This window comes from Streptomyces sp. BK208 (assembly GCF_004364245.1).
GTDB lineage: Bacteria > Actinomycetota > Actinomycetes > Streptomycetales > Streptomycetaceae > Streptomyces.
Window position 1 is genome coordinate 533,145 of sequence record NZ_SOAV01000001.1, and the last position, 14,300, is coordinate 547,444.

Genomic DNA, 14,300 nt, shown 5'->3' on the forward strand with positions numbered 1-14,300 from the left:
TCTCCCGGGGCGGACGGACACGACGGCCGGATCTTTCGGCCGTGTCCCAGTTCAGCACACGTTCCCGCGGCCGCCGACCCCCGGGATCACGCCATCTTCCTGAACGGCGGGTCAGCGGGCGGCGAGGCTGGAGCGGCGCACCACCAGTTCGGGCTGGAGGACGACCCGCCGGTGCGGGTGGGCGCGGTCGGTGCCCGCCAGCTCCGTCTCCTGGAGGAGCAGCTCGGCGGCCATGGCGCCCATGGTGACGGCGGGCTGGCGCACGGAGGTGAGGGGCACGGCCGCGGCCGCGGCGAACTCGATGTCGTCGTAGCCCACGATCGCGAGGTCGTCCGGGACGCCGACCCCGGCGGCGTACATGGCCTGCAGCACGCCGAGGGCGAGCAGGTCGTTGGCGCAGAAGACGGCGGTCGGCCGGTCGGCGAGGCCCAGCAGGCGGGCGCCTGCGTCCCGGCCCGCGGCGACGTCGAGCCGCTCGGTGGGCACCTCGCGCAGCGCGTCGGGGCCGAGTCCGGCCTCGGCGAGCGCGGTGAGGGCGCCGGTGCGGCGGTCGCGGACCTGGTTGAGGCCGGGCGGACCGCTGACGTAGGCGATGGAGCGGTGTCCGGCGTCCACGAGGTGACGCACGGCCAGCGCGCCGCCCGCGACGTCGTCGACGGAGACCGAGCACTCGGTGGTGCCCTCGGCGACCCGGTCCACGAGCACGAAGGGGATCCGGTGGCGCCGGAAGCCCTCGATGTTGCGGCCGGTGGCGTCGGCCGGGGTCAGCAGGACGCCCCGGACCCGCTGCTCGGCGAAGAGCGAGAGGTACTCGGCCTCCTCGCCGGGGCTCTGCGCGCTGTTGCAGACCATCACGCCGAGCCCGGCCTCGCGGGCCGCCCGCTCGGCGCCGCGTGCGACGTCGACGAAGAACGGGTTGCCCATGTCGAGGACGAGCAGCCCCATGATGCGGCTGCGGCCCGCGCGCAGCTGGCGTGCGGACTCGCTGCGGACGTAGCCCAGCCGGTCGATCGCGGACAGCACGCGCGCGCGGGTCTCGGTCGCGACGGTGTCGGGGCGGTTGATGACGTTGGAGACCGTGCCCACGGAGACTCCGGCGGCGCGGGCGACGTCCTTGATACCCACGGAATGGGCCATCGGGCAGGGACCTCCGAGGTCGGGCTGGGGGTGAGGGGGCGGCCGCAGGACCTTCACACAGTACCCGCGCCGCCCCTGGACGGCCCCGTCAGGCGAGGTGGAAGACCTCGGTGAGCGGCTTCATCGCCTCGTCGGGGCGGGCGCCGTCGAGGGACTCGAAGAGGGGCCCCATCTCGGCCTGCCAGCGGCCGTTGACCTCGGTGGCCTCCATGCCGGCCCGGGCGGCGGCGAAGTCCTCGGTCTCCAGGTAGCCCACGAGCAGGCCGTCGTCCCGCAGGAAGAGCGAGTAGTTGTGCCAGCCGGTGGCGGAGAGCGCCTCGCACATCTCCGGCCACACGGCGGCGTGGCGTTCGCGGTACTGATCGATGCGGTCCCGGCGGACCTTGAGCAGGAAACAGACGCGTTGCATGAAGGCCGCTCCCCGCGGGGCTAGAAGTCGAACTCGTCGACGTTGCGGGCGGTGAACACGGTCGGCTTGCCGAGGTCGATCACCCCGTCCTTGCCGATGGTGTACTCGCCCAGGGCGCCCGCCTCGAAGGTCTCGCCCTCCTTGCCGGTGATCTGGCCGGAGGACAGGGCGACGGCGGTGCGCGCGGCCAGCTCGCCGAGCTTGGCCGGGTCCCACAGCTCGAACGCCTCGACGGTGCCGTTCTTGACGTACTTGCGCATGTCGTTGGGGGTGCCGAGGCCGGTCAGCCTGACCTTGCCCTTGTACTTGGAGCCGGACAGGTACTGGGCGGCGGCCTTGATGCCGACGGTGGTCGGGGAGATGATCCCCTTCAGGTTCGGGTGCTCCTGGAGCAGGCCCTGGGTCTGCTGGAAGGACTTCTGGGCGTCGTCGTCGCCGTAGGCGACCTCGACCAGCTCGACGTCCTTGTACCTGGGGTCCTTCAGCTCGTCCTTCATGATGTCGATCCAGGCGTTCTGGTTCGTCGCGGTCTGTGCGGCGGACAGGATCGCGATCTCGCCCTTGTTGCCGATCTGCTCGGCGAGCTGCTGCACCTGGGTGCAGCCGATGTCGTCGGCGGACGCCTGGGAGATGAAGGCGTTGCGGCACCCGGGGTCGGTGTCCGAGTCGTAGGTGACGACCTTGATGTCGTTCTTCATGGCCTGCTTGAGCGCGGTGCACAGCGCGCCCGGGTCCTGAGCGGAGACGGCGATGGCGTCGACCTGCTGCTGGGTGAGCGTGTTGACGTAGGAGACCTGGCCGGCGGTGTCGGTGCCGCTGGAGGTGCCGACCTCCTTGTAGCTGGAGCCCAGCTCCTTGAGCGCCTTCTCGCCGCCTTTGTCGGCGACGGTGAAGTAGGGGTTGTTGACCTGCTTGGGCAGGAAGCCGACGGTCAGTCCCTTCTTCGTCTCGGCGTTCGGGTCCGCCTTGCCCGCCGTGGCGGCCTTGCCCCCCTCGTCCTTGACGTCCTCCTTCGTGGTGCCGCCACAGGCGGTGGCCGCGAGGGCGAGGGAGGTGACGGCGGCGAGGACCGCGCAGGTACGGCGGACGGACGACTTGCGCATGGTGGGTTCCTTACGGGGGTGGGTGAGCCGGGACGGAGTCACGCGGTGGGTGCGGGCGCCTCGGGCGGGGGCGCCGAGGCGGCCCTGCGTCCGGCCCTCGCGACGGAGATCTGCCGTGCGAGGCGGGGGCCGAGCACGGAGAGGACGAGCAGGACGCCGGTGACGACGGTCTGGGACTGGGCGGAGACGTCCCGCAGACTCATCACGTTCTGCAGCGCGCCGAGCAGGAACACCCCGGCGACCGCCCCGCCCAGCGTGCCCTTGCCGCCGTCGAAGTCGATGCCGCCCAGAAGCACGGCGGCGACGACGGAGAGTTCGAGGCCGGTGGCGTTGTCGTAGCGGGCGCTGGCGTAGTGCAGCGCCCAGAACACGCCGGTGAGGGCCGACATCAGACCGGTCAGCGTGAACAGGATCAGCTTCTGCCGCCTGACCCGGATGCCGGCGAAGCGGGCGGCCTCCTCGTTGGCCCCGATGGCGAACAGCGACCGGCCGAACGGCGTGGCGTGCAGGGCGACCACGGCGGCGGCCAGCAGCACCAGGAAGGGCAGGAAGGCGTACGGGAGGAAGGTGCCGTCGACGCGTCCGGCGGCGAAGTCCAGGTACTGCGAGGGGAAGTCGGTCACCGCGTCGGAGCCGAGGACGATCTGCGCGATGCCCCGGTAGGCGGCCAGTGTGCCGATGGTGACGGCGAGGGAGGGCAACCCGAGCCGGGTGACCAGCAGGCCGTTGACGAGGCCGCACGCCACGCCGAGCAGCAGGCAGACCGGGATGATCGTCTCGATGCTCATGCCCTGGTTCCACAGGGCGCCCATCACCGCGCCGGACAGGCCCGCGGTGGAGGCGACCGACAGGTCTATCTCGCCGGAGACGACCAGCAGGGTCATCGGCAGGGCGATGAGCGCGATGGGCAAGGTGTTGCCGATGAGGAAGGACAGGTTGAGGGCGTTGCCGAACCCGTCGACGAGGCCGAAGGAGAGCAGCAGGACGACCACGAGCAGGGCGCCCACGGCCCCGTCCCACCGCAGGGAGGCGGGCCGCGGGACGGCGCGCTTCGGGAAGCTGTCAGCCATGGCGGGCGTTCCTCTTCTTCAGGGCGTCGGCCACGCGCAGGGCGACGATCCGGTCGACGGCGATCGCGAGGACGAGCAGGACGCCGTTGATGGCCAGCACCCACACGGAGCTGACGCCGAGGGCGGGCAGCACGCTGTTGACGGACGTCAGCAGCAGCGCGCCGAGGGCCGCGCCGTAGACGCTGCCGGAGCCGCCGGTGAAGACCACGCCGCCGACCACCACGGCGCTGACGACGGTCAGTTCGTAGCCGGTGCCGGTGCCGGAGTCGACGTTGCCGAACCGGGCGAGGTAGAGGGCGCCGGCGAGTCCGGCGAGGGCGCCGCAGCAGGTGTAGGCGGCGAGGATCCGCTTGCGGACGGGGATGCCGGCCAGCCGGGCGGCTTCGGGGTTGGAGCCGAGCGCGTACAGCTCGCGTCCGCCGCCGAAGTGCTTGAGGTAGTACGCGGTGGCGACGAGGACCGCCAGGGCGATCAGGGCCGGCCAGGGCACCGCGGAGATCCCGCCGGAGCCGAAGTCGACGAAGCCCGCGGGCAGGTCGGCCGCCGTGATCTGGCGGGAGCCGACCCAGATGGAGTCGATGCCGCGGATGATGTAGAGGGTGCCGAGTGTGACGACCAGGGCGGGCACCTGGCCGAGACTGACCAGCAGGCCGTTGACGAGGCCGAGGCCGACGCCGAGGAGCACCGCGAGCAGCACGGCGACGACGGGGTTGCCGCCGCCCTGGAGGAAGGTGCCGGCGGCGAAGGCGCTGATGCCGAGGGTGGAGCCGACGGACAGGTCGACGTTGCGGGTGATGACGACCAGGGACTGCCCGGTGGCGACCAGGACCAGGATGGTCGCGTTCAGCAGGAGGTCCTTGATGCCCTGCTCGGACAGGAACTCACTGTTCCCGGCCTGGGTGACGGCGATCATCACCAGGAAGACGAGCAGGATGGCCAGTTCGCGCATCCTGAAGATGCGGTCCACCAGCCGGGTGGCGCCGGACCCCGGCACGTCGGTCGAGGGGGCCTGGTCGGGTGCGGTGACCGTCATGCGGCGGCCCTCCCCGTGGCTGCGGCCATCACGGTCTCCTCGGTGGCGTCGGTGCGGGACAGCTCGGCGGTCAGGCGTCCCTCGTGCATCACCAGGACGCGGTCGGCCATGCCCAGCACCTCGGGCAGGTCGGAGGAGATCATCAGGACGGCGACGCCGTCGGCTGCGAGCCGGCCCAGCAGCCGGTGCACCTCGGCCTTGGTGCCGACGTCGATGCCGCGGGTGGGTTCGTCGACGATCAGCACCTTCGGGCCGGTCGCCAGCCACTTGGCGAGGACGACCTTCTGCTGGTTGCCGCCGGACAGGGTGGCGACGGTGTCGGCGATGCGGGCGTACTTGACCTGGAGCTTGACGGCCCAGTCGAGGGCGCGGCTGCGTTCGGCGCCGCGGTCCACGAGGCCGGCCCTGACGGTCGTCCGCAGGCCGGTGAGGCCGATGTTGCGCTCGATGGACATGCCCATCACGAGCCCCTGGGCGCGGCGGTCCTCGGGGACGAGGGCGATCCCGGCGGCCATCGCGGCGGAGGGCGAGCCGTTGACGAGCGGCTTCCCGTCGACCTCGACCTCTCCGGCGTCCCGGCGGTCGACGCCGAAGACGGCACGGGCGACCTCGGTGCGTCCGGCGCCGACCAGCCCGGCCAGCGCGACGATCTCGCCGCGGCGCACCTCGAAGGAGACGTCGGTGAAGACGCCCTCGCGGGTCAGTCTGCGGACGCTGAGGGCCCGTTCGCCGGGGGTGACCTCCTGCTTGGGGTACAGCTCGTCGAGGTCGCGGCCGACCATGCGGCGCACCAGGTCGTCCTCGGTCATGCCCTCCAGCGGTTCGCCGGCGATCCGGACGCCGTCGCGCAGGGTGGTGACCCGCCCGCAGATGCGGAAGATCTCCTCCAGGCGGTGGGAGATGAACAGCACCGCGGCGCCCTGGTCGCGCAGGGTGCGCACCACGCCGAAGAGCCGGGCCACCTCGCTGCCGGTGAGGGCGGCGGTCGGCTCGTCCATGATCAGGACACGGGCGTCGAAGGAGAGCGCCTTGGCGATCTCCACGATCTGCTGGTCCGCGATGGACAGACCGCGCGCGGGCCGGTCGGGGTCGAGTTCGACACCGAGGCGCAGCATGAGCGCGGCGGTGGCGGCGCGGGTCGCCCGGTGGTCGATGCGGCCGAGGGAGCGGCGCGGCCGGCGGCCCATGAAGATGTTCTCGGCGATCGACAGGTCGGGAAAGAGGGTGGGCTCCTGGTAGATCACGGCGATACCGGCGTCGCGGGCGTCGCCGGGCCCGTGGAAGACGACCGGCGCGCCGTCGAGCAGCACCTGGCCGGCGTCCGGCCGGTGCACTCCGGCCAGCGTCTTGATGAGGGTCGACTTTCCGGCACCGTTCTCGCCGGCCAGGGCGTGCACCTCGCCCGGGAACAGCTCCAGGCAGACGTCCCGCAGCGCACGGACCGCGCCGAAGGACTTGGAGACGTCCCTGAGCGCCAGAACCGGGGCCGTACCCGTGTCGGACGGGTGGGTCATGGGGGCTCCTCGACGACACCGGGCGGGGTGGCCCTCACGGCATCGTGAAAGGTTTCAACTCGGTTGCCGGGGACGTTAGGCAGCGGGGCCATGTCACGTCAATGGTTCCGGGTCGAAAAAGTGTCGAACGTCGAAGGTTACGGCCGAGTCACGGAGCACCGGGGCGGCCGGAAGGGTTGACACCCCTTCGGGCGGCTCATAGCTTCACGTTCTGAATCGTTTCACACATTGGTCGCGCACACAGCGGACCACGACCCGATGCCACAGGAGCGCCGAAGTGACCGAGCTCGCCGCGGTGAAAGCCGCGCTCAGGACCCAGGCCGTCGAGACGCCGTCGTGGGCGTACGGCAACTCGGGCACCCGCTTCAAGGTGTTCGCCCAGGCCGGTGTCCCGCGCGACCCGTTCGAGAAGCTGGACGACGCGGCGAAGGTGCACGAGTTCACCGGCGTGGCCCCGACCGTGGCCCTGCACATCCCCTGGGACAGGGTCGAGGACTACGCGGCGCTGGCCGCCCACGCCGAGAAGCGGGGGGTGCGGATCGGCGCGATCAACTCCAACACGTTCCAGGACGACGACTACCGGCTCGGCAGCGTCTGCCACCCCGACGCGGCGGTCCGCGCGAAGGCCGTCGGCCACCTGCTGGAGTGCGTCGACATCATGGACGCCACCGGGTCCGGCGACCTGAAGCTGTGGTTCGCCGACGGCACGAACTACCCCGGCCAGGACGACATCCGCGCCCGGCAGGACCGGCTGGCGGACGGCCTGGCCGAGGTGTACGAGCGGCTCGGCGAGGGGCAGCGGATGCTGCTGGAGTACAAGCTCTTCGAGCCGGCGTTCTACACGACGGACGTGCCGGACTGGGGCACGGCGTACGCGCACTGTCTGAAGCTGGGCGAGAAGGCCCAGGTCGTGGTCGACACGGGGCACCACGCGCCGGGCACGAACATCGAGTTCATCGTGGCGACGCTGCTGCGGGAGGGCAAGCTCGGCGGTTTCGACTTCAACTCGCGCTTCTACGCGGACGACGACCTGATGGTGGGCGCGGCCGACCCGTTCCAGCTGTTCCGCATCATGTACGAGGTGGTGCGCGGGGGCGGGTTCACGTCCGACGTCGCGTTCATGCTCGACCAGTGCCACAACATCGAGGCGAAGATCCCGGCCATCATCCGGTCGGTGATGAACGTGCAGGAGGCCACGGCGAAGGCGCTGCTGGTCGACGGGGCGGCGCTGGCCGCCGCGCAGGCGTCGGGGGATGTGCTGGAGGCCAACGCCGTGCTGATGGACGCGTACGACACGGATGTGCGGCCGCTGCTTCGGGAGGTGCGGGAGGAGTCGGGACTGGACCCCGAGCCTCTGAAGGCGTATCGCTCCTGCGGGTGGGCGGAGAAGGTTGTCGCCGAGCGGGTCGGTGGGCGGCAGGCCGGTTGGGGCGCGTAGGCGTCTGCCGGATTTCTGCCGTTTCGCGACTGCGGGCCGGTTGCGGCTGGTCGCGCACTTCCCCGCGCCCCTCAAGAAGGGCGCTCCCCCACCCCTCGTTCAAGAAGGACTGTGAAGACATGGCGACCCACCCTGCTGCCGATGCCCTCCTCGCCCGCTCCCGTCGGCTCGGCGCCGATCCGCGCAACACCAACTACGCCGGTGGCAACGCGTCCGCCAAAGGCACCGGGACCGATCCCGTCACCGGGAGTGACGTCGAGCTGATGTGGGTCAAGGGGTCCGGCGGGGATCTCGGGACGCTCACCGGGGCGGGGCTCGCCGTGCTGCGGCTGGACCGGATGCGGGCGCTCAAGAGCGTCTACCCGGGCGTCGAGCGCGAGGACGAGATGGTCGCCGCCCTCGACTACTGCCTGCACGGCAAGGGCGGCGCGGCGCCCTCGATCGACACGGCGATGCACGGACTCGTCGAGGCGGCCCACGTCGACCACCTGCACCCGGACTCCGGGATCGCGCTGGCCTGTGCGGCGGACGGCGAGAAGCTGACCGCCGAGTGCTTCGGCGACACCGTCGTGTGGGTGCCGTGGCGACGGCCCGGTTTCCAGCTCGGTCTGGACATCGCCGCCGTGAAGAACGCCCACCCGCGCGCGATCGGCTGCGTGCTGGGCGGGCACGGCATCACCGCCTGGGGCGACACCTCCGAGGAGTGCGAGCGCAACTCGCTGCACATCATCCGCACCGCCGAGGCCTTCCTCGCCGAGCGCGGGAAGGCCGAGCCGTTCGGCGCGGTGGTCGACGCGTACGCTCCGCTGCCCGAGGCCGAGCGGCGTCGGCGGGCGGCCGCGCTGGCGCCGTACGTGCGGGGGCTGGCCTCACGGGACCGGCCGCAGGTGGGGCACTTCACGGACACGGACGTCGTGCTCGACTTCCTCGCGCGGGCCGGGCACCCGCGGCTCGCCGCGCTCGGCACCTCCTGCCCGGACCACTTCCTGCGCACCAAGGTGCGGCCGCTGGTCCTGGACGTGGCACCGACCGCGCCGCTGGACGAGGCCGTCGCCCGGCTCGGGGAGCTGCACGCCGCCTACCGCGAGGAGTACGCCGCCTACTACGAGCGCCACGCCGGACCGGACTCCCCCGCCATGCGCGGCGCTGACCCGGCGATCGTGCTGGTGCCGGGCGTGGGCATGTTCAGCTTCGGCAAGGACAAGCAGACCGCCCGGGTGGCCGGCGAGTTCTACGTCAACGCGATCAACGTGATGCGCGGCGCCGAGGCGGTCTCGTCGTACGCGCCGATCGAGGAGTCGGAGAAGTTCCGCATCGAGTACTGGGCGCTGGAGGAGGCCAAGCTCCGGCGGATGCCGAAGCCGAAGCCGCTCGCCACGCGGGTCGCCCTGGTGACGGGTGCGGGCAGCGGGATCGGCCGGGCGATCGCCCGGCGACTGGTCGACGAGGGCGCCTGCGTGGTGGTGGCCGACCTGAACGGCGAGAGTGCGGCCGGGGTCGCCGAGGAGCTGGGCGGGGACGACAGGGCCGTCGCCGTGACCGCCGACGTCACCTCGGAGGAGCAGATCGCCGCGGCGTTCGAGGCGGCCGTGCTCGCCTTCGGCGGGGTCGACCTGGTGGTCAACAACGCGGGCATCTCCGTCTCCAAGCCCCTGCTGGAGACCACGGCCGAGGACTGGGACCTCCAGCACGCCGTCATGGCCCGCGGCTCCTTCCTCGTCTCGCGCGAGGCGGCCCGGGTGATGACCGCGCAGGGGCTGGGCGGCGACATCGTCTACATCGCGTCGAAGAACGCGGTGTTCGCCGGCCCGAACAACATCGCCTACTCCGCCACCAAGGCCGACCAGGCCCACCAGGTGCGCCTGCTGGCCGCCGAGCTGGGTGAGCACGGCATCCGCGTCAACGGGGTCAACCCGGACGGTGTGGTGCGGGGTTCGGGGATCTTCGCGGGCGGCTGGGGGGCCCGGCGCGCGGCCGTGTACGGGGTGCCGGAGGAGAAGCTCGGCGAGTTCTACGCGCAGCGCACACTGCTCAAGCGCGAGGTGCTGCCCGAGCACGTGGCGAACGCCGTCTTCGCGCTGACCGGCGGCGACCTGACCCACACCACCGGCCTGCACGTCCCGGTCGACGCCGGCGTCGCCGCCGCCTTCCTGCGATGAGCACCGCCGCGGACGTCAGGGCGTACGCGGCGGTCGACCTCGGCGCGTCCAGCGGGCGCGTCATGGTCGGCCGCGTCGGTCAGGACCGGCTGGAGCTGACCGAGGTGCACCGGTTCCCCAACCGTCCGGTCCGTACACCGGAGGGCCTGCGCTGGGACGTCCTCGCGCTGTACGCCGGTGTGCTGGACGGACTGCGGGCGGCGGGCCGGGTGGACTCGGTCGGCGTGGACGGCTGGGCCGTCGACCACGGTCTGCTGGACGCGGACGGGGCGTTGCTCGGCAACCCCGCGCACTACCGCGACGCCCGCACCGAAGGTGTCGCGGAGCAGGTCTGGGCCACGCTGCCCGCCGCGGAGCTGTACGCGGCGACCGGGCTGCAGTACGCGCCCTTCAACACCCTGTACCAGCTCGTCGCCGCCCGGGGCACGGCCCAGTTCGCGGCGGCCCGGCGGCTGTTGCTGATCCCCGACCTGCTGGCCTACTGGCTGACCGGCGAGCAGGGCACGGAGCTGACCAACGCCTCCACCACCCAGCTCGTCGATCCGCGCACCGGGGACTGGTCGCGGGAGGTGGCGGACCGGCTGGGCATCGACCTCGGCCTGTTCGCGCCGCTGCGCCGGCCCGGCGATCCGGCGGGGCTGCTGCGGCCGGAGGTGCTGGAGGAGACGGGGCTGGCGGGGCCCGTGCCGGTGACGGCCGTCGGCTCGCACGACACCGCCTCCGCGGTGGCCGCCGTACCGGCCACGGGGGGACGGTTCGCGTACATCTGCACCGGCACCTGGTCGCTGGCCGGCCTCGAACTGACCGCTCCCGTACTGACGGAGGAGAGCCGGGCCGCCAACTTCACCAACGAGCTGGGACTGGACGGCACCGTCCGCTACCTGCGCAACATCATGGGTCTGTGGCTGCTCCAGGAGTGCGTGCGGGCCTGGGGCGACCCCGATCTGGGTGAGCTGCTGCGCGCGGCGGCGCGCGTGCCGGCGCTGCGGTCGGTGGTGGACGCGGGTGACGCCGCGTTCCTGGCGCCCGGGCGGATGCCGGAGCGGATCGCCGAGGCATGCGGCGCCTCCGGGCAGCCGGTGCCCCGGACGCCCGCCGAGGTGACCCGGTGCATCCTCGACTCGCTGGCGCTGGCCCACCGAAGAGCGGTGGCGGACGCCCAGCGGCTGGCCGGGCACCCCGTCGACGTGGTGCACGTGGTCGGCGGCGGTACCCGCAACGCGCTGCTGTGCCAGCTGACCGCCGACGCCTGCGGGCTGCCGGTGGTGGCGGGGCCGACGGAGGCCGCCGCGCTCGGCAACGTCCTGGTGCAGGCCCGCGTCCACGGACTGGCCGGCGACCTCCGCGGGATGCGCCGGCTGCTGGCGCGCACGCAGCCGCTGACCCGGTACGAGCCGCGCGGCGGCACGGCCCGGTGGCGGGCGGCCGCCGCCCGGATCGCCGACCGGTGAGCCGCGGCTCCCCCCGGCCCGGTCGGCCGACTAGCCTGCACTCACGTTCATCCGAGGACCGACAGCGAGGAGCCGCGATGCGTGTCGCCCTGTTCCTGACCTGCGTCAACGACACGCTCTATCCGGACACGGGCCGTGCCGTGGTGAGGCTGCTCACCCGACTCGGTGTCGAGGTCGACTTCCCGATGGCTCAGACGTGTTGCGGACAGGCCCACTACAACACCGGTTACCGGCACGAGGCCGAGCCGCTGGCCCGGCACTTCGCCGACGTGTTCGCGGACCACGACGCCATCGTGACGCCCTCCGGCTCGTGCGGCGCGATGGTGCGGGAGCTGTATCCGCGGATGGGCGAGCGGGCGCGGGCGGAGGGGCGCGGGGACACCCTCGCGGCCACGCTGGCGCCGGTGGTGCCGAAGACGTACGAGCTGACCGAGTTCCTCGTGGACGTGCTCGGGGTGACGGACGTGGGGGCGTACTACCCGCACAGGGTGACGTACCACCCGACCTGCCATGGCCTGCGGAGTCTGGGCCTGGGCGACCGGCCGCGGCGGCTGCTGGAGGCGGTGAGGGGGCTTGAGTTGGTGGAGCTGCCGGGCGCCGAGGAGTGCTGCGGGTTCGGCGGCACCTTCGCCGTGAAGAACTCCGACGTGTCGGCGGCGATGGGAGCGGACAAGGTGCGCAACGCGGAGTCGACCGGCGCGGAGGTGCTGTGCGCGGCCGACAACTCCTGTCTGATGCACATCGGCGGGACCATGACGCGGCTGCGCACGGGCATGCGGCCGGTGCACATCGCGGAGATCCTGGCGAGCACCGAGGAGGCGGCGGCCGTATGAGCGGGACGTTCGTGGGGATGCCCGCCTTCCCGGTGGCGGCGCGGGAGGCGGTGCGCGACACGACGCTGCGCGGCAATCTGCGCCACGCCACCCGCACCATCCGCGACAAGCGGGCCCGCGCGGTCGCCGAACTGGACGACTGGGCGGCGCTGCGCGAGGCCGGGAAGCAGATCAAGGACCACACGCTGCGCCACCTGGACCGGTACCTGGTACGGGTGGAGGAGGCGGTCACGGCGGCCGGCGGCACCGTGCACTGGGCCGCGGACGCGGACGAGGCCAACGAGATCGTCGCCCGGCTGGTCGAGGAGACCGGCGAGAGGGAGGTCGTCAAGGTCAAGTCGATGGCGACGCAGGAGATCGCCCTCAACGAGGCGCTGGAGGCACGGGGGATCCACGCCTACGAGACCGATCTCGCCGAGCTGATCGTGCAGTTGGGCAAGGACCGGCCCTCGCACATCCTGGTCCCCGCCATCCATCGCAACCGCGGGGAGATCCGGGACGTCTTCCGCTCCGAGATGGGCGAGTGGGGCCGTCCCGCGCCCGAGAACCTGACGGACACGCCCGCCGAACTCGCGGAGGCGGCCCGGCTGCATCTGCGGGAGAAGTTCCTGCGGGCCAGGGTCGGCATCTCCGGCGCCAACTTCGTCGTGGCGGAGACCGGCACGCTGGTGGTCGTGGAGTCCGAGGGCAACGGGCGGATGTGCCTGACCCTGCCCGAGACGCTGATCTCGGTCGTCGGCATCGAGAAGATCGTGCCGACGTGGCGGGACCTGGAGGTCTTCCTGCAGACCCTCCCCCGCTCCTCCACCGCCGAACGCATGAACCCCTACACCTCCATGTGGACCGGTACCACCGACGAGGACGGCCCCGGCACCTTCCATCTGGTCCTGCTGGACAACGGCCGCACCGACACCCTCGCCGACGAGGTCGGCCGCCAGGCGCTGCGCTGCATCCGCTGCTCGGCCTGCCTGAACGTCTGCCCGGTGTACGAGCGGGCCGGCGGTCACGCCTACGGTTCGGTCTACCCCGGCCCGATCGGCGCGATCCTCAGCCCGCAACTGCGGGGCACCGGAAGCGAGATCGACGCCTCGCTGCCGTACGCCTCCTCGCTGTGCGGGGCCTGCTACGAGGTGTGCCCGGTCGCCATCGACATTCCCGAGGTGCTGGTGCACCTGCGGGAACGGGTGGTGCAGGGCGGGCCGGCCGTCCGGCACGGCAACCGGGTGGTGCTGAAGCCCGCCAAGGGCCACGCCGCCGAGCGGGCGGCGATGCGGGCTGCGCAGTGGGCGTTCACGCACCCGGGCGCGCTGCGGGCCGGGCAGCGGCTGGCCTCGCGCACCCGCCGCCTGCACCCGCGCTCGCTGCCCGGCCCCGGCCGGGCGTGGAGCGGCAGCCGGGACCTGCCCGCGGTGCCCGCGGAGCCGTTCCGGGACTGGTGGCAGCGCACGCACGGCGGGAAGGGCGGAGCGAAGTGAGCAGCAGGGAACGCGTCCTGGGCCGGGTGCGGCGGGCGCTGGCGGACGTGCCGGCCGACCCGAGGCCCTACGAGGAGGCCGTCGCGCGGGACTACCTGCGCGAGCACGGGCACCGGTCCGCCGCGGAGACGGTGGACCTGCTCGCCGAGAACCTGGCGGACTACCGGGCGGTCGTGCACCGCGCGGACGAGGAGGAACTGCCGCTGCTCATCGAGCGGTTGCTGGCCGAGCGCGGCTCCCGGCAGGTGCTGGTGCCGCCGGGCCTGCCGCCCGGGTGGATGCCGGCCGCCGGTCCGGCGCGCGTGCACGACCGGGCGGCGAGCACACCGCACGACCTGGACCGGGTGGAGAGCGTCGTGACCGGCTGCGCCGTCGCCGTCGCCGAGACCGGCACGATCGTCCTGGACGGCTCCCCCGACCAGGGGCGGCGGCGCATCACCCTCGTCCCCGACCACCACGTCTGCGTCGTGCGGGTGCCCGAGCAGGTCGTGTCCTCGGTGCCCGAGGCCCTCCGACGCCTCGACCCGGCGCGCCCGTTGACGTGGATCTCCGGTCCGTCCGCGACCAGCGACATCGAGCTGGACCGGGTCGAGGGGGTGCACGGTCCGCGCACCCTGGAGGTGGTGCTGCTGGGCGGCCCGTAGCGCGGCCGGGGTGTCGCTGAGTACACCCTCCGAT

Annotated in this window: 12 protein-coding genes; 6 read left to right on the forward strand and 6 right to left on the reverse strand. The window is 72.5% G+C overall.

Features of this window, described 5'->3' with window-relative positions; translation table 11 throughout:
- Positions 1-111: 111 nt before the first annotated feature.
- The 6 genes from EV562_RS02510 to EV562_RS02535 form a co-directional block, all read right to left on the reverse strand.
- Positions 112-1,137 carry a LacI family DNA-binding transcriptional regulator gene (locus tag EV562_RS02510; RefSeq protein WP_133884966.1) on the reverse strand — a complete coding sequence of 342 codons (1,026 nt, stop codon included), beginning with the start codon at positions 1,135-1,137 and terminating at the stop codon, positions 112-114.
- An 88-nt stretch (positions 1,138-1,225) separates the two neighbouring features.
- The gene (locus tag EV562_RS02515; RefSeq protein WP_133884967.1) at positions 1,226-1,546 is read right to left on the reverse strand and encodes an L-rhamnose mutarotase; all 321 of its coding nucleotides are present in this window, start codon (positions 1,544-1,546) and stop codon (positions 1,226-1,228) included.
- A 20-nt stretch (positions 1,547-1,566) separates the two neighbouring features.
- On the reverse strand, positions 1,567-2,649 hold the full coding sequence (gene rhaS, locus EV562_RS02520) for a rhamnose ABC transporter substrate-binding protein (RefSeq protein ID WP_133884968.1): 1,083 nt from the start codon (positions 2,647-2,649) through the stop codon (positions 1,567-1,569).
- Between the two features lie 38 nt (positions 2,650-2,687).
- Complete coding sequence (locus EV562_RS02525; RefSeq protein ID WP_133884969.1) at positions 2,688-3,719, reverse strand: ABC transporter permease; 1,032 nt, start codon at positions 3,717-3,719, stop codon at positions 2,688-2,690.
- On the reverse strand, positions 3,712-4,752 hold the full coding sequence (locus tag EV562_RS02530; protein ID WP_133884970.1) for an ABC transporter permease: 1,041 nt from the start codon (positions 4,750-4,752) through the stop codon (positions 3,712-3,714). Before EV562_RS02530 ends, EV562_RS02525 begins: the two co-directional genes overlap by 8 nt.
- On the reverse strand, positions 4,749-6,266 hold the full coding sequence (locus tag EV562_RS02535) for a sugar ABC transporter ATP-binding protein (RefSeq protein WP_133884971.1): 1,518 nt from the start codon (positions 6,264-6,266) through the stop codon (positions 4,749-4,751). Before EV562_RS02535 ends, EV562_RS02530 begins: the two co-directional genes overlap by 4 nt.
- A gap of 277 nt (positions 6,267-6,543) precedes the next feature.
- Here EV562_RS02535 and rhaI point away from each other — a divergent pair, with 277 nt between their 5' ends.
- From rhaI to EV562_RS02565, 6 genes are all read left to right on the forward strand, one after another.
- On the forward strand, positions 6,544-7,704 hold the full coding sequence (gene rhaI / locus EV562_RS02540) for an L-rhamnose isomerase (protein ID WP_133884972.1): 1,161 nt from the start codon (positions 6,544-6,546) through the stop codon (positions 7,702-7,704).
- Between the two features lie 119 nt (positions 7,705-7,823).
- The gene (locus EV562_RS02545) at positions 7,824-9,863 is read left to right on the forward strand and encodes a bifunctional aldolase/short-chain dehydrogenase (protein ID WP_133884973.1); all 2,040 of its coding nucleotides are present in this window, start codon (positions 7,824-7,826) and stop codon (positions 9,861-9,863) included.
- Positions 9,860-11,314: a rhamnulokinase family protein gene (locus EV562_RS02550; RefSeq protein WP_133884974.1), complete on the forward strand. Its 1,455-nt coding sequence runs from the start codon at positions 9,860-9,862 to the stop codon at positions 11,312-11,314. The genes EV562_RS02545 and EV562_RS02550 overlap by 4 nt, the downstream gene beginning before the upstream one ends.
- A gap of 77 nt (positions 11,315-11,391) precedes the next feature.
- On the forward strand, positions 11,392-12,147 hold the full coding sequence (locus tag EV562_RS02555) for a (Fe-S)-binding protein (protein ID WP_133884975.1): 756 nt from the start codon (positions 11,392-11,394) through the stop codon (positions 12,145-12,147).
- Entirely contained in the window at positions 12,144-13,622 is a 1,479-nt protein-coding gene (locus EV562_RS02560) for a LutB/LldF family L-lactate oxidation iron-sulfur protein (protein ID WP_133884976.1), read from the forward strand. The genes EV562_RS02555 and EV562_RS02560 overlap by 4 nt, the downstream gene beginning before the upstream one ends.
- Positions 13,619-14,266 carry a lactate utilization protein C gene (locus EV562_RS02565; RefSeq protein WP_133884977.1) on the forward strand — a complete coding sequence of 216 codons (648 nt, stop codon included), beginning with the start codon at positions 13,619-13,621 and terminating at the stop codon, positions 14,264-14,266. Before EV562_RS02560 ends, EV562_RS02565 begins: the two co-directional genes overlap by 4 nt.
- The last annotated feature ends 34 nt before the right edge of the window (positions 14,267-14,300 follow it).

What these genes read in the sequence shown, in the direction of transcription:
- EV562_RS02510 (WP_133884966.1), bottom strand. Translation starts at nt 1,137, where the DNA reads ATGGCCCATTCCGTGGGTATCAAGGACGTCGCCCGCGCCGCCGGAGTC.
- EV562_RS02515 (WP_133884967.1), bottom strand. Translation starts at nt 1,546, where the DNA reads ATGCAACGCGTCTGTTTCCTGCTCAAGGTCCGCCGGGACCGCATCGAT.
- rhaS (WP_133884968.1), bottom strand. Translation starts at nt 2,649, where the DNA reads ATGCGCAAGTCGTCCGTCCGCCGTACCTGCGCGGTCCTCGCCGCCGTC.
- EV562_RS02525 (WP_133884969.1), bottom strand. Translation starts at nt 3,719, where the DNA reads ATGGCTGACAGCTTCCCGAAGCGCGCCGTCCCGCGGCCCGCCTCCCTG.
- EV562_RS02530 (WP_133884970.1), bottom strand. Translation starts at nt 4,752, where the DNA reads ATGACGGTCACCGCACCCGACCAGGCCCCCTCGACCGACGTGCCGGGG.
- EV562_RS02535 (WP_133884971.1), bottom strand. Translation starts at nt 6,266, where the DNA reads ATGACCCACCCGTCCGACACGGGTACGGCCCCGGTTCTGGCGCTCAGG.
- EV562_RS02545 (WP_133884973.1), top strand. Translation starts at nt 7,824, where the DNA reads ATGGCGACCCACCCTGCTGCCGATGCCCTCCTCGCCCGCTCCCGTCGG.
- EV562_RS02550 (WP_133884974.1), top strand. Translation starts at nt 9,860, where the DNA reads ATGAGCACCGCCGCGGACGTCAGGGCGTACGCGGCGGTCGACCTCGGC.
- EV562_RS02555 (WP_133884975.1), top strand. Translation starts at nt 11,392, where the DNA reads ATGCGTGTCGCCCTGTTCCTGACCTGCGTCAACGACACGCTCTATCCG.
- EV562_RS02560 (WP_133884976.1), top strand. Translation starts at nt 12,144, where the DNA reads ATGAGCGGGACGTTCGTGGGGATGCCCGCCTTCCCGGTGGCGGCGCGG.